Here is an 18,814-nt window from a genome sequence, read left to right as displayed (position 1 = left end):
GTCAGCCCTCCTGCTGCGTCTCGGTCGTGGCCGGCGCCGCGGCGACAGCCGCGTCGTTCACCGACTCGCCGGTCGGGGTGTCGCCCTTGGCCTGGGCGGCCGCGGCGCGGCCGGCCTCGGTCCCGCCTGCGGTCGTGCCGGACGAACCGGAACGGGCCCGGCGCGGACGCTCGGGGCGGTCACCGCGCTCGCGGCGCGGACGCGCCGGCGCCTCGGTGACGACCTCGCGACCCGGCACGGCGTCGCCCTTGTAGATCCAGACCTTCACGCCGATGCGGCCGAACGTCGTACGGGCCTCGAAGAAGCCGTACTCGATGTTGGCGCGCAGCGTGTGCAGCGGAACGCGACCCTCACGGTAGAACTCCGTGCGGCTCATCTCCGCGCCGCCGAGACGGCCGGAGACCTGCACCCGGATGCCCTTGCAGATCGGGTTCTTCATGGCCGACTGCATGGCCTTGCGCATCGCCCGCCGGAAGCTGACCCGGGAGGACAGCTGCTCGGCGACGCCCTGCGCCACCAGCTGAGCGTCGGACTCCGGGCTCTTCACCTCGAGGATGTTGAGCTGGACCTGCTTGCCGGTGAGCTTCTCGAGCTCGCCGCGGATCCGGTCGGCCTCCGCGCCCTTGCGGCCGATGACGATGCCCGGCCGGGCGGTGTGGATGTCGACCCGGACCCGGTCACGGGTGCGCTCGATGTCCACCTTGGAGATGCCGGCGCGCTCGAGGCCCTTGGACATCATGCGGCGGATCTTGACGTCCTCGCCGATGTAGTCCTTGTAGAGCTTGTCGGCGAACCAACGGGACTTCCAGTCGGTCGAAATACCGAGGCGGAATCCGGTGGGGTGAACTTTCTGGCCCATTACTCGGACTCCTCCGTGGTCTTGGACTCGGCAGCGGGCGCGGCCTTGGCCGGCGCCGCCTTCTTCGCCGCGGCCGCCTTCTTGGCGGGCCGTGCGACCTGGACCGCCTCGACGGCGATCGTGATGTGGCAGGTGCGCTTGCGGATCCGGTACGCCCGGCCCTGCGCCCGCGGCCGGAACCGCTTGAGCGTCGGGCCCTCGTCGACGAACGCCTCGCTGACCAGGAGCGCGTCCGGGTCGAGCCGCTCGTTGTTCTCCGCGTTCGCGATGGCGCTGGCGAGCACCTTGTAGACCTGCTCGCTCGCCGCCTGCGGCGCGAACTGCAGCACGGTCAGAGCCTCCTTCGCGGGCAGACCGCGGACGAGGTTGACCACGCGGCGTGCCTTGTTCGGCGAGATGCGAACGTGCTTCGCAACCGCGCGACTGCCCGGCAGCGCCGGTGCGTCGTTCTTTGTCGGCATCGCTGTGACCCCTTTCTTATCCGTGGACTGACTAGCGACGACGGCTCTTGCGGTCGTCCTTCTCGTGACCCTTGAACGTGCGGGTCAGAGCGAACTCGCCGAGCTTGTGACCGACCATGGCCTCGGTGATGAACACCGGGACGTGCTTGCGCCCGTCGTGCACCGCGATCGTGTGCCCGAGCATGTCCGGGATGATCATCGAGCGGCGCGACCAGGTCTTGATGACGTTCTTGGAGTTCTTCTCGTTCTGGACTTCCACCTTCTTGAGCAGGTGGTCGTCGACGAACGGGCCCTTCTTCAGGCTGCGTGGCATCTTCTTCTACTCCCGTTACCCGCGCTTGCGGGTGGCGTAGCGGCGGCGAACGATCAGCTTGTCGCTCGGCTGGCCCTTGCGGCGGGTACGGCCCTCCGGCTTACCAGCCGGGTTGACCGGGTGGCGACCACCGGAGGTCTTGCCCTCACCACCACCGTGCGGGTGGTCGATCGGGTTCATGGCGACACCGCGGACGGTCGGGCGCTTGCCCTTCCAGCGCATGCGGCCGGCCTTGCCCCAGTTGATGTTCGACTGTTCGGCATTGCCGATCTCGCCGACCGTGGCACGGCACCGGATGTCGACCCGCCGGATCTCGCCCGAGGGCATACGCAGCGTGGCGTACGCGCCCTCACGGCCGAGCAGCTGGATGCCGACACCGGCCGAGCGGGCCAGCTTGGCGCCACCGCCGGGACGAAGCTCCACACCGTGGACCGTCGTACCGACCGGGATGTTGCGCAGGGGCAGGTTGTTGCCCGGCTTGATGTCCGCGCCCGGGCCGGACTCGACGCGGTCGCCCTGCTTGAGGTCCTTCGGCGCGAGGATGTAGCGCTTCTCGCCGTCGGCGTAGTGCAGCAGCGCGATGCGCGACGTGCGGTTGGGGTCGTACTCGATGTGCGCGACCTTGGCCGGCACGCCGTCCTTGTCGACCCGCTTGAAGTCGATCAGCCGGTACTGCCGCTTGTGGCCGCCGCCCTGGTGCCGCGTGGTGATGCGGCCGTGGACGTTGCGACCACCCTTCTTGGGCAGCGGAACCAGCAGAGACTTCTCCGGGGTGGACCGGGTGATCTCGGCGAAGTCGGCGACGCTGGAGCCGCGACGGCCCGGCGTGGTCGGCTTGTACTTACGGATAGCCATTGTTCAAAACCCCTTAGCTGACCGGGCCGCCGAAGGCCTCGATACGGTCCCCGTCAGCCAGCTTCACCATGGCGCGCTTGGTGGCCTTGCGCTGTCCGAAGCCGGTCCGGGTGCGCTTGCGCTTGCCCTCGCGGTTCGCGGTGTTCACCGTCAGCACGCGGACGTTGAAGATCTGCTGGATCGCGATCTTGATCTGGGTCTTGTTCGCGTCCGGGTGGACGAGGAACGTGTACCAGTTCTGGTCGAGAACGCTGTAGCTCTTCTCGGAGACGACCGGGCGGATGATGACGTCGCGCGGGTCGGCGATGGTGCTCACTTGTTCTCCCCCTCGGCGGTCGCCGGCACGCGCAGGAACTCGTCGAGCGCGTCCTTGGTGAAGACCACCTCGTCGGCGACCAGCACGTCGTACGTGTTGAGCTGGCCCGCCTCGAGCAGGTGCACGGTCGGCTCGTTGCGCAGCGACAGCCAGTTCAGCTCGTCGGTGCTGCTCAGCACGACCAGGACCTTGGTGGACTCGGTGGCCTTGCGCAGCGTCGCGATCGCGGCCTTGGTCGACGGCTTCTCGCCGCTGACGAACGCCTCGACCACGTGCACGCGGCCGTCGCGGGCCCGGTCGGACAGGGCGCCACGCAGGGCGGCGGCCTTCATCTTCTTGGGGGTCCGCTGGCTGTAGTCGCGCGGCACGGGACCGTGCACGACGCCACCGCCGGTGAACTGCGGCGCGCGGATCGAGCCCTGACGGGCGCGGCCGGTGCCCTTCTGCTTGTAGGGCTTCTTGCCGCCGCCGGCGACCTCGCCGCGGGTCTTCGCCTTGTGCGTGCCCTGGCGGGCGGCCGCGAGCTGGGCCACCACGACCTGGTGCATCAGCGGGATGTTCGCCTGCACGTCGAAGATCGCGTCCGGCAGCTCGACCGAGCCGGCCTTGTTGCCCTCGACGTTGATCACGTCAACCGAGCTCACTGGGCACCGCCCTTCTTCGCCGCGGTGCGGACCAGAACGAGCGCGCCCTTGGGGCCGGGCACCGCACCCTTGACCAGGATCAGGTTGTTCTCGGCGTCGACCGCCTGCACGGTCAGGTTCTGCACGGTGAAGCGGTTGCCACCCATGCGACCGGCCATCCGGACGCCCTTGAAGACGCGACCCGGGGTCGCGCAGGCGCCGATCGAGCCGGGCGAGCGGTGCTTGCGCTCGACACCGTGGCTGCTCTTGAGGCCGTGGAAGCCGTGCCGCTTCATGACACCGGCGTAGCCCTTGCCCTTGGTCTTGCCGGTCACGTCGATCGCGGTGCCCACCGGGAAGGTGTCGACCGTGATCTCCTGGCCGAGCTCGTACTCGCCGGCGTCGGTCGTGCGCAGCTCGACCACGTGACGCCGGGGCGAGACACCGGCCTTCGCGAAGTGGCCGCCCTCGGGCTTGTTGACCTTCCGCGGGTCGATCGCGCCATACGCCAGCTGGACGGCGGCATAGCCGTCCTTCTCATCTGTGCGGACCTGGGTCACGACGCAAGGGCCGGCCTGCACCACGGTCACCGGGACGACCTTGTTGTTGTCCCAGACCTGGGTCATGCCGAGCTTGGCGCCCAGGATCCCCTTAACTTGCCTGTCCATCAGTCGCAGATCCCTACAGCTTGATCTCGATGTCGACGCCAGCCGGCAGGTCGAGGCGCATGAGCGAGTCGACCGTCTTGGGAGTCGGGTCGATGATGTCGATCAGCCGCTTGTGCGTGCGCATCTCGAAGTGCTCGCGCGAGTCCTTGTACTTGTGCGGCGAACGGATGACGCAGAAACGGTTGATTTCCGTGGGCAGCGGCACCGGGCCTGCGACCGACGCACCAGTACGCGTGACCGTCTCGACGATCTTGCGCGCCGAGGAGTCGACGACCTCGTGGTCATAGGCCTTGAGCCGGATGCGGATCTTCTGTCCCGCCATGGTGGCTTCTGTTTCCTTCTCTCGATGCCGCTACGTGCGAAAGCGGTGGCTCTCGCATGCCCGCAGGACCGTTGATCCTGCGTTGTCCGACCCCCGCGGTCGGGCGTGTCGCGTTTGCTCTCAGAAAGCTGCGCGCAGCAGCCATCCAGATCGCGGGGATCTTGAGGTGTCCTCACGGGCGGCTCAAAAACACACCCCAGACACCCGGCGAGGGTGGCCAGCTGCCGAAGGCAGCTAGCCACCCCGCTCGGACGCAACCTGACTAGTATGCCGGATTGTCGCCGGCAATGCTAATCGGGGTCAGGCGACCTTACTTGTTGATCTTCGTGACCGTTCCGGCGCCGACCGTGCGGCCACCCTCGCGGATCGCGAACTTCAGGCCCTGCTCCATGGCGATCGGCTGGATCAGCTTGACCGACATGGTGGTGGAGTCGCCGGGCATGACCATCTCGGTGCCCTCGGGCAGCGTGACGACGCCGGTGACGTCCGTGGTGCGGAAGTAGAACTGCGGGCGGTAGTTCTGGAAGAACGGGGTGTGCCGGCCGCCCTCCTCCTTGGAGAGGATGTAGACCTGGCCCTCGAACTCCGTGTGCGGGGTCGTGGTGCCCGGCTTGATGACGACCATGCCGCGCTCGACGTCCTCGCGCTTGATGCCGCGCAGCAGCAGACCGACGTTCTCACCCGCGCGGGCCTCGTCGAGCAGCTTGCGGAACATCTCGATGCCGGTGCAGACGGTCTTGGTCGACTTCTCGCGGATACCGACGATCTCGACCTCCTCGTTCGGCTTGAGGATGCCGCGCTCGGCCCGGCCGGTGACGACGGTGCCACGACCGGTGATCGTGAACACGTCCTCGATCGGCATGAGGAAGGGCTTCTCGGTCTCACGCTCGGGCTGCGGGATCGCGGTGTCGACCGCGTTCATCAGCTCCATGAGACGCTCGGTCCACTCCGCGTCGCCCTCGAGCGCCTTGAGCGCCGAGACGCGCACGACCGGCACGTCGTCGCCCGGGAACTCGTAGGTGCTGAGCAGCTCGCGAACCTCGAGCTCGACGAGCTCCAGGAGCTCCTCGTCCTCGACCATGTCGCTCTTGTTCAGCGCCACGACGATGTACGGAACGCCGACCTGGCGGGCCAGGAGCACGTGCTCCTTGGTCTGCGGCATCGGGCCGTCGGTCGCGGCGACCACCAGGATCGCGCCGTCCATCTGCGCGGCACCGGTGATCATGTTCTTGATGTAGTCGGCGTGGCCGGGGCAGTCCACGTGCGCGTAGTGACGCGCCGCGGTCTGGTACTCGACGTGCGCGATCGAGATCGTGATGCCGCGGGCCTTCTCCTCCGGCGCCTTGTCGATCTCGTCGAACGGGGTGTACGGGTTCAGGTCCGGGTACTGGTCGTGCAGGACCTTCGTGATGGCCGCAGTCAGCGTCGTCTTACCGTGGTCGATGTGACCAATGGTGCCGATGTTGACGTGCGGCTTAGTCCGCTCGAACTTCGCCTTCGCCACTGGTGTCCTCCTGTGGACTGTGGTTTTTCTTTCGCCCGGCACGCCCGATAAGGCGATGGGGACTCTGTCGACTGCTCGCGCGCGTGCGGTCCTCGACGGACCGCACGCGCCTCAGCGCTTCGGCGGGAACTAGGCGCCCGTCGCCTTGGCGATGATCTCCTTCGCGACGCCCTGCGGGACCTCGGCGTAGGAGTCGAACTGCATGCTGTAGCTAGCCCGGCCGGCAGTCTTCGACCGGAGGTCGCCGACGTAGCCGAACATCTCGGAGAGCGGCACCAGCGCCTTGACGACGCGGGCGCCGGAACGCTCCTCCATCGACTGGATGATGCCACGGCGGCTGTTGAGGTCGCCGATCACGTCGCCCATGTTGTCCTCGGGCGTGGTGACCTCGACGGACATCATCGGCTCGAGCAGCGCGGGGTCGGCGCGGCGAGCGGCTTCCTTCATCACCATGGAACCGGCGATCTTGAACGCCATCTCGGAGGAGTCGACCTCGTGGTACTGGCCGTCGACCAGCGTCAGCTTGACGCCGACCAGCGGGTAGCCGGCGAGAACGCCGTACTGCATGGCGTCCTGCGCGCCCGCGTCCACCGACGGGATGAACTCCCGGGGGATGCGGCCACCGGTCACCGCGTTGACGAACTCGTACGTCGGGCCGTCCGCCGCCAGCGGCAGCGGCTCGACCGAGACGATGACCTTCGCGTACTGGCCCGAGCCACCGGTCTGCTTCTTGTGCACGTAGTCGATCTTCTCCACCGCACGGCGGATCGTCTCGCGGTACGCGACCTGCGGCTTACCGATGTTCGCCTCGACGTTGAACTCGCGCCGCATGCGGTCGACGAGGATGTCGAGGTGGAGCTCGCCCATGCCGGCGATGATGGTCTGACCGGTCTCCTCGTCGTTGAAGACCCGGAACGTCGGGTCCTCCTCGGCGAGGCGCTGGATCGCGGTGCCCAGCTTCTCCTGGTCGGACTTGGTCTTCGGCTCGATGGCGACCTGGATGACCGGCTCCGGGAAGGTCATCGACTCCAGGATGACCGGGTTCGCCGGGTCGCTGAGCGTGTCACCGGTGGTGGTCTGCTTGAGACCCTGGACGGCGATGATGTCGCCGGCCTGCGCGGTGGCGCGCTCCTCACGCTTGTTCGCGTGCATCTGGTAGATCTTGCCGATCCGCTCCTTGCGGTCCTTGGTGGAGTTGACCACCTGGGAGCCGGAGTCGAGCGTGCCGGAGTAGACCCGGACGTACGTGAGCTTGCCGAGGTGCTTGTCCGTCTGGATCTTGAACGCCAGGCCGGAGAACGGCTCGGAGTTCGACGGCTTGCGCTGCATCGGGGTCTCACCGTCGGTGGCGGTGCCCTCGATGGCCGGGATGTCCAGCGGCGACGGCAGGTAGTCGACCACGGCGTCGAGCATGGGCTGAACGCCCTTGTTCTTGAACGCCGAGCCGCACAGAACCGGGTTCGCCTTGCTGGCGATCGTGGCGCGCCGGATGGCCGCCTTGATCTCGGAGACCGAGAGCTCCTCGCCCTCGAGGTACTTCTCCATGACCGCGTCGTCGACGTCGGCCAGGGTCTCGATCAGCTTCTCGCGCCACTCGGCCGCGGAGTCCGCCAGGTCGGCCGGGATCTCCTCGATCGCGTAGTCCTCACCCTTCTGGGTCTCCCCGCGCCAGGTGAGCGCGCGCATCTCGACCAGGTCGACGACACCGATGTGGTCGCCCTCGAGCCCGATCGGGATCTGCAGGACCAGCGGGGTGGCGTTGAGCCGGTCGATCATCATCTGCACGCAGCGGAAGAAGTCGGCGCCGGTCCGGTCGAGCTTGTTGACGAAGCACATCCGGGGAACGTGGTACTTGTCCGCCTGCCGCCACACGTTCTCGGTCTGCGGCTCCACGCCGGCGACGCCGTCGTAGACCGCCACGGCGCCGTCCAGAACACGCAGCGACCGCTCGACCTCGACCGTGAAGTCGACGTGGCCGGGCGTGTCGATGATCTGGATCGTGTGGCCCTTCCACTCGCACTTGGTGGCGGCGGAAGTGATCGTGATACCGCGCTCCTGCTCCTGCTCCATCCAGTCCATGGTGGCGGCGCCATCGTGGACTTCACCGATCTTGTACGTGATACCGGTGTAGAAGAGGATTCGCTCAGTAGTCGTGGTCTTACCGGCATCGATGTGCGCCATGATGCCGATGTTGCGTACGTTGGCGAGCGCGTCTGCGGCGGCCACTTCAATCCCTACTTTTCTTCGTCGTCGTCTCGTGGACCGGTACGACTTGCGCTGTGGCCCGGGGTTACCCGGGCCGGCAGCGGGGTCTTACCAGCGGTAGTGCGCGAAGGCCTTGTTGGACTCCGCCATCTTGTGAGTGTCCTCGCGACGCTTGACGGCGGCGCCGAGGCCGTTGCTGGCGTCGAGCAGCTCGTTCTGCAGGCGCTCGATCATCGTCTTCTCGCGGCGGGCCTTGGAGTACTGGACCAGCCAGCGCAGACCGAGGGTGGTCTGGCGCGGCGTACGGACCTCGACCGGAACCTGGTAGGTCGCGCCACCGACGCGGCGGCTGCGGACCTCGAGGGTCGGCTTGACGTTGTCCATCGCGCGCTTGAGCGTCACCACGGGGTCGGTGCCGTTCTTCTCCCGGCAGCCCTCGAGGGCGCCGTAGACGATGCGCTCGGCGAGCTGACGCTTGCCGCCGATCAGGATCTTGTTGATCAGCTGAGTGACCAGCGGCGAGTTGTAAACCGGGTCCGCGACCACAGGGTGGCGCGGAGCGGGGCCCTTACGCGGCATGTCAGCTCTTCTCCTTCTTCGCGCCGTACCGGCTGCGAGCCTGCTTGCGGTTGCGGACACCCTGGGTGTCCAGCGAGCCGCGGACGATCTTGTAGCGGACGCCCGGGAGGTCCTTCACACGACCGCCACGCACGAGCACGATCGAGTGCTCCTGCAGGTTGTGGCCGACGCCCGGGATGTACGCCGTCACCTCGATCTGGCTGCTGAGCTTCACACGAGCGACCTTGCGCAGCGCAGAGTTCGGCTTCTTGGGGGTAGTGGTGTACACGCGCGTGCACACGCCGCGCCGCTGAGGGCTTCCCTTCAGCGCCGGCGTCTTGGTCTTGCTCGTCTTCGCCTGGCGGCCCTTTCGGACCAGCTGCTGGATCGTGGGCACCGGGTTTCTCCGCTCCCTTCGGCCGCTTCCTAGGCGGCCGCACCGTCTTCTGTATGCCTCTGTGTGCTGGTCACTTCCCCACTCCGGGGAGGTGACCGGCACCCGCGGTCGGGCGTGTCGTCCGGCTCACGGTCCCGCCGCGCGCCAGTCGACGCGCACCGGGTCTTGTCTGTGTCGACGCCCCGCGTTGGGCGGGGGCGCCGGCTCGGCGTGTCGCCGCCAAGTCGTCTTAGCCGACTCGGGCGCACGCACGAGTTGCCCGGGCAAGCCCGGGCACGAAGGGAAAGATTACCCACCACTAGCACGCAGGTCAAAATGAGCCCGAATCGAGGAGCCCTGTTGGGCCTCGTGCCACGCGACGGATATCTCCGATACAAGTGTACCGGGTGCCATCGGATACCAATGCCGCGGTGCCCGATCGTGCGTCAGACCGATACCTGCAGCACCAGAGTCAACGCGAGGGACAGCAGAGCAATTCCCGCTCCGGCCGCCCCGCAGATGATGCCCGCCATGCCCAGCCCCGCGCCGGTGAACCGGACCTGACCCGTACGGCCCGAGCGGCGCACCTGCCGGCGCGAGACCAGCCCGAGCGCCACCGCTCCCCCGCCCGCGGCCACGCTCAGCAGCGTGAACGCGCCCGACACCCAACCGCCCCAGCCACCGCTCGAGCCGGCCACGCCGAAGCAGAGCACCAGCAGCGAGACCAGGATCGAGCCGATGCCGGCGATCAGCGAGCCGATGGCCAGGCCGGAGGTGATCGGCTCGACCCGCAGCTGCACCAGCCCGAACTCCGTGCCGGGCAGGGCGTCGACGCGTTCCGGGCGCCACCGGCCCGAGGGCGGCGGCGGAGGCACGGCGGCGGGCGGCAGGCTCATGACAAGAGCATGTCACTCGTCCGGGGCAGGGTGCACCCCGCCTCAGTCGGTGCCCGGCGCGAACTGGCTGCCGGGCGGCGCGGCCAGGTGCAGCAGGCCCGCGATCGACGCGATCACCAGCGACGTGAGCGCCAGCACGATGCCCGCCCAGGCGAGCCTGCGGCCCCGGCGGATCCACGCCGAGCCGGTCAGGAAACCTTGGGCCTCGTACGCCTGCCGGGCCGCCTGCCGGGCGACCAGCAGCGCGATCGTGGCGGGAATCACACCGCCGATGAACGCGCCGGTCAGGAAACCCACCAGACCGAGCGCGAAGACCGCCCGGGCCTTCGACGAGGGCCCCGGATCCGGATCCATCGGGTGGCGGGTGGGCACCGCCGCGGGAAGCGTCACCACCCCATCTTAGAAAGCCCGAAGGGCGGCCGCGCAGTGCGCGACCGCCCCTCGGAGCGTGGACCCTAGCGGTACGACCCGAAGTCGAAGTCGTCCAGCGGCACAGCCTGCCCGCTGGCCGGCCCGAAGCCGTAGTCGGTCTCCGGGTACCCGGTCATCGAGTACACCTTCGCCTTGGCCTCCTCGGTCGGCTCGACCCGGATGTTGCGGTACTTGCTGATGCCCGTACCGGCCGGGATGAGCTTGCCGATGATGACGTTCTCCTTGAGGCCGACCAGCGAGTCGCTGCGCGAGTTGATCGCCGCGTCGGTCAGCACCCGGGTGGTCTCCTGGAAGGAGGCCGCCGAGAGCCAGGAGTCGGTGGCCAGCGAGGCCTTGGTGATACCCATGAGCACCGGGCGACCGGCGGCGGGCTCGCCACCCTCGCCGACGAGCCGGCGGTTCTCCGACTCGAACAGCGCCCGGTCGACCAGCACGCCCGGCAGGAACTCCGCCGCGCCCGAGTCGATGACCGTCACCCGCTTGAGCATCTGGCGAATGATGATCTCGATGTGCTTGTCGTGGATGAGCACACCCTGCGAGCGGTAGACCTCCTGGACCTCCTGGGTCAGGTGGACCTGGACCGCCCGCGGACCCATGATCCGCAGAAGCTCGTGCGGGTCGATGGTGCCCTCGGTCAGCTTCTCGCCGACGCCGACGTGGTCGCCGTCGTGGGCGCGGAGCTTGACGCGCTTGGAGATCTTGTCGTACACGATCTCCTCGCTGCCGTCGTCCGGCACCACGATGATCTTCCGCGAGCGCTCGCCGTCCTCGATGCGGATGCGTCCCGGGGTGTCGGCGATGGGCGCCTTGCCCTTGGGCACGCGGGCCTCGAAGATCTCCTGCACACGCGGCAGACCCTGGGTGATGTCCTCACCCGCGACACCACCGGTGTGGAAGGTACGCATCGTCAGCTGCGTGCCCGGCTCACCGATGGACTGGGCGGCGATGATGCCGACCGCCTCGCCGATGTCGACGCCCTTGCCGGTCGGCAGCGAGCGGCCGTAGCAGGCCGCGCACACGCCGAGCTTCGACTCGCAGGTCAGCACCGAACGCACCCGGACGTTCTCGACGCCGGCGGCGACCAGCTTGTCGACCAGGATCGAGTTGAGGTCCGAGCCGCGCGCCACGACCAGGTTGCCGTTGGCGTCCTTGATGTCGTCGGCCAGCGTACGGGCGTGGACACCGGTCTCCGCGTGCGTGTGCACGACCAGCGTGCCGTCCGGCTCGCGCTCGCCCACCTGCATCGGGATCGCGCGGTCGGTGCCGCAGTCCTCCTCGCGGATGATGACGTCCTGCGACACGTCCACCAGACGACGGGTCAGGTAACCCGAGTCGGCGGTACGCAGCGCGGTGTCGGCCAGACCCTTGCGGGCGCCGTGCGTGGAGATGAAGTACTCCAGCACGGTCAGACCCTCGCGGTACGACGAGGTGATCGGCCGCGGGATGATCTCGCCCTTGGGGTTGGCCACCAGACCACGGATCGCGGCGATCTGCCGGAGCTGGAGGAGGTTACCGCGAGCGCCGGAGTTGATCATCACCCAGAGCGGGTTCTCCTGCGGCAGCGCGGTCTCCATCTCCTTGGAGATCTCGTTGGTCGCCTTGGTCCAGATCTCGATGAGCTCGCCGCGACGCTCCTCGGCGGTCATGAGACCACGCTGGTACTGCTTGTCGATCCGGTCCGCCTCGACCTGGTAGCGCTGCAGGATCTCCGGCTTGCGCGGGGGGCCGATGACGTCGCCCATGCCGATCGTCACGCCGGACCAGGTGGCCCAGTGGAAGCCGGCCTCCTTGAGCGCGTCCAGGGTCGCCGCAAGGGCGACCTTGGGGAAGCGCTCGGCGAGGTCGTTGACGATCGCCGACAGCTGACCCTTGCGGATCTCGTAGTTCACGAAGCGGTAGCCCGGGGGCAGCGTCTCGTTGAAGATGACCCGGCCGAGGGTGGTCTCGACGAGCACGGGCTCGCCCTCGGTCCAGTCCTCCGGCGCCTCCCACGGCGCGCCCTTGGCGCCGTTGTCGACACCCACCACGTCCCGCAGGCGGAGCTTGATCGGCGCCTGCAGGTGCAGCTCGCCGTTGTCGAAGGCCATCCGCGCCTCGGCGTCCGAGCTGAACACCCGGCCCTCGCCCTTGGCACCGGGCGTGAGGTGGGTCAGGTGGTACAGACCGATGACCATGTCCTGGGTGGGCATGGTGACCGGCTTGCCGTCGGCCGGCTTGAGGATGTTGTTCGACGAGAGCATCAGGATCCGGGCCTCGGCCTGAGCCTCGGCCGACAGCGGCACGTGCACCGCCATCTGGTCACCGTCGAAGTCGGCGTTGAACGCCGTGCAGACGAGCGGGTGGATCTGGATCGCCTTGCCCTCGACCAGCTGCGGCTCGAAGGCCTGGATGCCCAGGCGGTGCAGGGTCGGCGCGCGGTTCAGCAGCACCGGGTGCTCGCTGATGACCTCTTCGAGGACGTCCCACACGACCGGCCGCTGACGCTCGACCATGCGCTTGGCCGACTTGATGTTCTGCGCGTGGTTCAGGTCGACCAGGCGCTTCATCACGAACGGCTTGAACAGCTCCAGCGCCATCTGCTTGGGCAGGCCGCACTGGTGCAGCTTCAGGCGCGGGCCGACGACGATGACCGAACGGCCGGAGTAGTCGACGCGCTTGCCGAGCAGGTTCTGACGGAACCGGCCCTGCTTGCCCTTGAGCATGTCGGACAGCGACTTGAGCGGGCGGTTGCCCGGACCGGTGACCGGCCGGCCGCGGCGGCCGTTGTCGAACAGCGCGTCGACGGCCTCCTGCAGCATCCGCTTCTCGTTGTTCACGATGATCTCGGGCGCGCCGAGGTCGATCAGACGCTTGAGGCGGTTGTTGCGGTTGATGACCCGGCGGTACAGGTCGTTCAGGTCGCTGGTCGCGAACCGGCCACCGTCGAGCTGCACCATCGGGCGCAGGTCCGGCGGGATGACCGGGACGCAGTCGAGGACCATGCCCAGCGGCGAGTTCCGCGTGTTGAGGAACGCGGCGACGACCTTGAGGCGCTTGAGCGCCCGGATCTTGCGCTGGCCCTTGCCCGTACGGATGATCTCGCGCAGGTTCTCGGCCTCGGCGTCGAGGTCCATGTTCTCGAGCAGCGCCTTGATCGCCTCGGCGCCCATGCCGCCGGTGAAGTACTCACCGAAGCGGTCCCGCAGCTCGCGGTAGAGCAGCTCGTCGGTGACCAGCTGCTTGCTGTCGAGCTTGCGGAAGGTGTCGAGCACCTCGTCGAGCCGGTCGATCTCGCGCTGCGCCTTGTCGCGGATCTGGCGCATCTCGCGCTCGCCGGCCTCCTTGACCTTGCGGCGCACGTCCGCCTTGGCGCCCTCGGCCTCCAGCTCGGCCAGGTCCTGCTCGAGCTTGGCGGCACGCTTCTCGATCTCCGAGTCGCGGCCGTTCTCCGACTGACGCTTCTCGGCGAAGATCTCGTTCTCGATGGTGGACATGTCGCGGTGACGCGCCTCGGCGTCCACGCTCGTGACCACGTACGAGGCGAAGTAGATGATCTTCTCGAGGTCCTTGGGCGCGAGGTCGAGCAGGTAGCCCAGCCGGCTCGGCACACCCTTGAAGTACCAGATGTGCGTGACCGACGCGGCCAGCTCGATGTGGCCCATGCGCTCACGGCGGACCTTGGACCGGGTCACCTCGACGCCGCAGCGCTCACAGATGATGCCCTTGAACCGGACCCGCTTGTACTTGCCGCAGTAGCACTCCCAGTCCCGCTGCGGACCGAAGATCTTCTCGCAGAAGAGTCCGTCCTTCTCGGGCTTGAGCGTGCGGTAGTTGATCGTCTCGGGCTTCTTGACCTCGCCGTGCGACCACTGCCGGATGTCGTCGGCGGTGGCCAGGCCGATGCGCAACTCGTCGAAGAAGTTGACGTCGAGCACTTGGTCTATCCCTCGTATTTCGTTGCTCGAATGGGTTCCAGGCCGGCGGGAGCGGCCTCCCTGTCACCAGGGAGGCCGCTGTCCGTCAGATCTCCTCGACGCTGCTGACGCCCTCGTTCGGGCGCCGGGACAGGTCGATACCGAGTTCCTCCGCGGCCCGGAAGACCTCGTCGTCGGTCTCGCGCATCTCCAGGGCCACGCCGTCGCTGGAGAGCACCTCGACGTTGAGGCACAGCGACTGCAGCTCCTTGAGCAGCACCTTGAACGACTCCGGGATTCCCGGCTCCGGGATGTTCTCGCCCTTGACGATGGCCTCGTAGACCTTCACGCGGCCGAGCACGTCGTCGGACTTGATGGTGAGCAGCTCCTGCAGCGCGTAGGCCGCGCCGTAGGCCTGCATCGCCCAGCACTCCATCTCGCCGAACCGCTGGCCACCGAACTGGGCCTTACCACCGAGCGGCTGCTGCGTGATCATCGAGTACGGACCGGTCGACCGAGCGTGGATCTTGTCGTCGACCAGGTGGTTCAGCTTGAGGATGTAGACGTACCCGACCGAGATCGGGTCCGGCAGCGGCTCGCCGGAGCGCCCGTCGAAGAGCTGCGCCTTGCCGTCGCCGTTGACCAGCCGCTTACCGTCGCGGTTGACCAGCGTCGACTCGAGGAGGCCCTTGATCTCCTCCTCCTGCGCACCGTCGAAGACGGGGGTCGCGACGTTCGAGTCCGCGGGGGACTCGTGCGCCTCGATCGCGCGCAGCTGGCGCTTCCACTCCTGGTCGTCGCCCTCGACCTCCCAGCCGGTCTTGGCGATCCACCCGAGGTGGGTCTCCAGGACCTGGCCGATGTTCATGCGCGAGGGGACACCGAGCGGGTTGAGCACGATGTCGACCGGGGTGCCGTCCTCGAGGAACGGCATGTCCTCGACCGGCAGGATCTTGGAGATGACGCCCTTGTTGCCGTGGCGGCCCGCGAGCTTGTCACCGTCCTGGATCTTGCGCTTCTGGGCCACGTAGACCCGGACGAGCTCGTTGACGCCCGGGGGCAGCTCGTCGCCGTCCTCACGCGAGAACGTGCGGACGCCGATGACCGTGCCGGTCTCGCCGTGCGGCACCTTCAGCGAGGTGTCCCGGACCTCCCGGGCCTTCTCACCGAAGATCGCGCGCAGCAGCCGCTCCTCGGGGGTCAGCTCGGTCTCGCCCTTGGGCGTGACCTTGCCGACGAGGATGTCGCCGGGCACGACCTCGGCGCCGATCCGGATGATGCCGCGCTCGTCCAGGTCGGCGAGCATTTCCTCGCTGACGTTGGGGATGTCGCGGGTGATCTCCTCCGGGCCGAGCTTGGTGTCGCGGGCGTCGACCTCGTGCTCCTCGATGTGGATCGAGGTGAGGACGTCCTGCTGGACGAGGCGCTGCGACAGGATGATCGCGTCCTCGTAGTTGTGACCCTCCCAGCACATGAACGCGACGAGCAGGTTGCGGCCGAGGGCCATCTCCCCCTCGTCGGTGCACGGGCCGTCGGCGATGACCTGGCCGGCCTCGACCCGGTCACCCTCGAACACAACCGGCTTCTGGTTGACGCAGGAGCCGGCGTTGGAGCGGCGGAACTTGTGCAGCAGGTAGGTGCGGCGGTGCCCGTCGTCCTGGTGCACCGTCACGTAGTCGGCGCACAGGTCCTCGACCACGCCGCCGACCTCGGCGACGACCACGTCACCGGCGTCGACCGCGGCGCGGTACTCCATGCCGGTGCCGACCAGCGGCGACTCGGCCTTGACCAGCGGCACGGCCTGGCGCTGCATGTTCGCGCCCATGAGGGCACGGTTGGCGTCGTCGTGCTCGAGGAACGGGATCATCGCGGTCGCGACCGAGGTCATCTGCCGCGGCGACACGTCCATGTAGTCGACCTGCGTGCCGGGCACGTAGTCGACCTCACCGCCCTTCCGGCGGACCAGGACGCGGTCGTCGGCGAAGGTGCCGTCGCTCTTCAGCGTGGCGTTCGCCTGCGCCTTGATGAACCGGTCCTCCTCGTCCGCGGTGAGGTAGTGCACCTCGTCCGTGACGCGGCCGTCCTCGACCTTGCGGTACGGCGTCTCGATGAAGCCGAACGGGTTGACCCGCGCGAACGTCGAGAGCGCGCCGATCAGACCGATGTTCGGGCCCTCGGGCGTCTCGATCGGGCACATCCGGCCGTAGTGGGACGGGTGCACGTCGCGAACCTCGAAGCCCGCCCGCTCACGCGACAGACCGCCGGGGCCGAGCGCGCTCAGCCGGCGCCGGTGGGTCAGGCCCGCCAGCGGGTTGGTCTGGTCCATGAACTGCGACAGCTGGGAGGTGCCGAAGAACTCCTTGATCGCCGCCACGACGGGACGGATGTTGATCAGGGTCTGCGGCGTGATCGCCTCGACGTCCTGCGTCGTCATGCGCTCGCGGACGACGCGCTCCATCCGGGACAGGCCGACGCGGACCTGGTTCTGGATGAGCTCGCCCACGGTGCGCAGACGGCGGTTGCCGAAGTGGTCGATGTCGTCGGCCTCGTAGCCCTCCTCACCGGCGTGCAGCCGGCAGAGGTACTCGACGGTCGTGACGATGTCTTCCTCGGTCAGCGTGCCCTGGTTGATCGGCACGTCGATCTCGAGCTTCTTGTTGAACTTGTAGCGCCCGACCTTGGCGACGTCGTACCGCTTCGGGTTGAAGAAGAGGTTGTCGAGCAGGGTCTGCGCGTTCTCCCGGGTCGGGGGCTCACCCGGGCGGAGCTTGCGGTAGATGTCGAGCAGGGCTTCGTCCTGCCCGGCGATGTGGTCCTTCTCGAGGGTGGTCATGAGCAGCTCGGACCAGCCGAACCGCTCACGGATCTGGTCGGCCGACCAGCCGATCGCCTTGAGCAGGACGGTGACGGCCTGCCGGCGCTTGCGGTCGATCCGGACACCCACGGTGTCGCGCTTGTCGATGTCGAACTCCAGCCAGGCGCCCCGGCTGGGGATGACCTTGACGCTGGAGAGGTCGCGGTCGGAGGTCTTGTCCGGCTCCTTGGTGAAGTACACGCCCGGCGACCGGACGAGCTGGCTCACCACGACGCGCTCCGTGCCGTTGATGACGAACGTCCCCTTGGGGGTCATCATCGGGAAGTCGCCCATGAACACGGTCTGGCTCTTGATCTCACCAGTCGTGTTGTTGGTGAACTCCGCGGTCACGAACAGCGGCGCGCAGTAGGTCAGATCCTTCTCCTTGCACTCCTCGATCGAGGCCTTGACCTCGTCGAATCGGGGAGACGAGAAGGACAGCGACATTGTGCCGGAGAAGTCCTCAATGGGACTGATCTCTTCGAGGATCTCTGCGAGGCCCGAGTGGGCGTGCGGGTCGTCCGTCGACCGGGCCTGCCAAGCCTCGTTTCCCACCAGCCAGTCGAAGGACTCCGTCTGGAGGGCGAGGAGGTTGGGGACCTCAAGTTGCTCGGTGATCCTGCCGAAAGAGACACGGCGGGGTGCGTAAGCGCTCGACGTACGGCTGGTCTTCGCAGGGCGGGAAGCTGCCAAGATGCGTCCTTCCGAGGACCGGTGCTGCTGATGCGGCTGCAGCTGCGGTATGCAACTGTCTGCGTGCACTCCAACAAGCCCCTAGGAATTCATCCGGATGGATGTCCTAGCAGGGCTCAAGACAGAAGGCAGCGCAAACTAGCAGTGTAGCCGCTCGGCTAACCGCTGTCCAGCCCACACCGGAGGGGGCCTGCGGAACGGTGTCCCCGCGGCCTCTGACCTGCGCCTCAATCGGCCAGGGCCTCGTGCGGGGCCGCTCGGAACGCGGCAACTCTCCCTCGGCGCCGGCCCGTTGGGTCCGGTGACACCGGTTTACCCGCGGGGCGGCTGTCGCAAGCGCGGAAACTTGCTGTTGTCAGCGTGCCTGTCAGCGGACACACAGTCAAGGGCTGCGAGGCGGGTCGGCCTCGCGCCGTCGCCCGCCCGGCGCGCTGTGACGACCATACTCCACGGCTTGCCCGCTTGGACCCGCTTTGTACGTCGGCCGGTCTTTCCCGCATCGCCCCTGCTCACGGCCGTGGAAAGACGACTGGCGAGAACCCGTACCCGGGTCCTCGCCAGTCGCAGAGAGTGCGGTGGAGCGTCAGGTCACTTGAGGGTGACCTTGGCGCCCTCGCCCTCGAGCTTGGCCTTGGCGGCCTCGGCCTTCTCCTTGTTGACACCCTCGAGGATCGCCTTGGGGGCGGACTCGACGGCGTCCTTGGCCTCCTTGAGGCCCAGGCCGGTCAGCTCGCGCACGACCTTGATGACCTGGATCTTCTTGCCGCCGTCACCCTCGAGGACGACGTCGAACGAGTCCTTCTCCTCCTCGGCCGGGGCCGCGGCAGCGCCACCGCTGGCGCCGGCAGCCGCAACGGCAACCGGAGCGGCCGCGGTGACCTCGAAGGTCTCCTCGAACTGCTTCACGAACTCGGAGAGCTCGATCAGCGTCATCTCCTTGAACGCGTCGAGCAGCTCGTCGGTGCTGAGCTTCGCCATGTCTGGCA

17 protein-coding genes are annotated in these 18,814 nt (G+C 67.8%); all 17 read right to left on the bottom strand.

Translation table 11 applies throughout. The annotated features are described in order from the left end of the window. Position 1 precedes the first annotated feature (1 nt). Positions 2-859, bottom strand: a complete 858-nt coding sequence (gene rpsC, locus ACSNN8_RS16860) for a 30S ribosomal protein S3 (protein ID WP_436650148.1) — start codon at positions 857-859, stop codon at positions 2-4. Beyond that, positions 859-1,320, bottom strand: a complete 462-nt coding sequence (gene rplV, locus ACSNN8_RS16855) for a 50S ribosomal protein L22 (RefSeq protein WP_436650147.1) — start codon at positions 1,318-1,320, stop codon at positions 859-861. Before rplV ends, rpsC begins: the two co-directional genes overlap by 1 nt. Positions 1,321-1,351: 31 nt before the next feature. Continuing rightward, complete coding sequence (gene rpsS, locus ACSNN8_RS16850) at positions 1,352-1,633, bottom strand: 30S ribosomal protein S19 (protein ID WP_097322773.1); 282 nt, start codon at positions 1,631-1,633, stop codon at positions 1,352-1,354. Positions 1,634-1,648: 15 nt separating this feature from the next. Further along, positions 1,649-2,488: a 50S ribosomal protein L2 gene (gene rplB, locus ACSNN8_RS16845; RefSeq protein WP_436650146.1), complete on the bottom strand. Its 840-nt coding sequence runs from the start codon at positions 2,486-2,488 to the stop codon at positions 1,649-1,651. 13 nt (positions 2,489-2,501) lie between these two features. Then, entirely contained in the window at positions 2,502-2,804 is a 303-nt protein-coding gene (rplW, locus tag ACSNN8_RS16840) for a 50S ribosomal protein L23 (protein ID WP_436650145.1), read from the bottom strand. Beyond that, a complete protein-coding gene (gene rplD / locus ACSNN8_RS16835; protein WP_436650144.1) occupies positions 2,801-3,448 on the bottom strand; it encodes a 50S ribosomal protein L4 in 648 nt (215 codons plus the stop codon). The genes rplW and rplD overlap by 4 nt, the downstream gene beginning before the upstream one ends. Further along, positions 3,445-4,095, bottom strand: coding sequence for a 50S ribosomal protein L3 (gene rplC / locus ACSNN8_RS16830; protein WP_436650143.1), 651 nt, complete (start codon positions 4,093-4,095; stop codon positions 3,445-3,447). Before rplC ends, rplD begins: the two co-directional genes overlap by 4 nt. 13 nt (positions 4,096-4,108) lie before the next feature. Beyond that, entirely contained in the window at positions 4,109-4,417 is a 309-nt protein-coding gene (gene rpsJ / locus ACSNN8_RS16825; protein WP_097322778.1) for a 30S ribosomal protein S10, read from the bottom strand. 310 nt (positions 4,418-4,727) lie between these two features. Further along, positions 4,728-5,921 carry an elongation factor Tu gene (gene tuf, locus ACSNN8_RS16820; protein WP_436650142.1) on the bottom strand — a complete coding sequence of 398 codons (1,194 nt, stop codon included), beginning with the start codon at positions 5,919-5,921 and terminating at the stop codon, positions 4,728-4,730. Between the two features lie 129 nt (positions 5,922-6,050). Continuing rightward, complete coding sequence (fusA, locus tag ACSNN8_RS16815; protein ID WP_436650141.1) at positions 6,051-8,147, bottom strand: elongation factor G; 2,097 nt, start codon at positions 8,145-8,147, stop codon at positions 6,051-6,053. 87 nt (positions 8,148-8,234) lie between these two features. Next, on the bottom strand, positions 8,235-8,705 hold the full coding sequence (gene rpsG / locus ACSNN8_RS16810) for a 30S ribosomal protein S7 (RefSeq protein ID WP_436650140.1): 471 nt from the start codon (positions 8,703-8,705) through the stop codon (positions 8,235-8,237). 1 nt (position 8,706) lies between these two features. Then, complete coding sequence (gene rpsL / locus ACSNN8_RS16805) at positions 8,707-9,081, bottom strand: 30S ribosomal protein S12 (protein ID WP_014440718.1); 375 nt, start codon at positions 9,079-9,081, stop codon at positions 8,707-8,709. 425 nt (positions 9,082-9,506) lie between these two features. Then, positions 9,507-9,956, bottom strand: coding sequence for a hypothetical protein (locus ACSNN8_RS16800; protein ID WP_436650139.1), 450 nt, complete (start codon positions 9,954-9,956; stop codon positions 9,507-9,509). Between the two features lie 42 nt (positions 9,957-9,998). After that, a complete protein-coding gene (locus tag ACSNN8_RS16795) occupies positions 9,999-10,310 on the bottom strand; it encodes a hypothetical protein (protein ID WP_436650742.1) in 312 nt (103 codons plus the stop codon). Between the two features lie 101 nt (positions 10,311-10,411). Next, a complete protein-coding gene (locus ACSNN8_RS16790; protein ID WP_436650138.1) occupies positions 10,412-14,302 on the bottom strand; it encodes a DNA-directed RNA polymerase subunit beta' in 3,891 nt (1,296 codons plus the stop codon). Between the two features lie 85 nt (positions 14,303-14,387). Next, complete coding sequence (rpoB, locus tag ACSNN8_RS16785) at positions 14,388-17,828, bottom strand: DNA-directed RNA polymerase subunit beta (protein ID WP_436650137.1); 3,441 nt, start codon at positions 17,826-17,828, stop codon at positions 14,388-14,390. A gap of 588 nt (positions 17,829-18,416) precedes the next feature. After that, positions 18,417-18,806: a 50S ribosomal protein L7/L12 gene (rplL, locus tag ACSNN8_RS16780; RefSeq protein ID WP_436650136.1), complete on the bottom strand. Its 390-nt coding sequence runs from the start codon at positions 18,804-18,806 to the stop codon at positions 18,417-18,419. Between the last annotated feature and the right edge of the window lie 8 nt (positions 18,807-18,814).

This window comes from Actinoplanes sp. URMC 104 (assembly GCF_051386375.1).
Taxonomy (GTDB): domain Bacteria; phylum Actinomycetota; class Actinomycetes; order Mycobacteriales; family Micromonosporaceae; genus Actinoplanes.
This window is presented reverse-complemented; position numbering and strand designations above follow the sequence as displayed.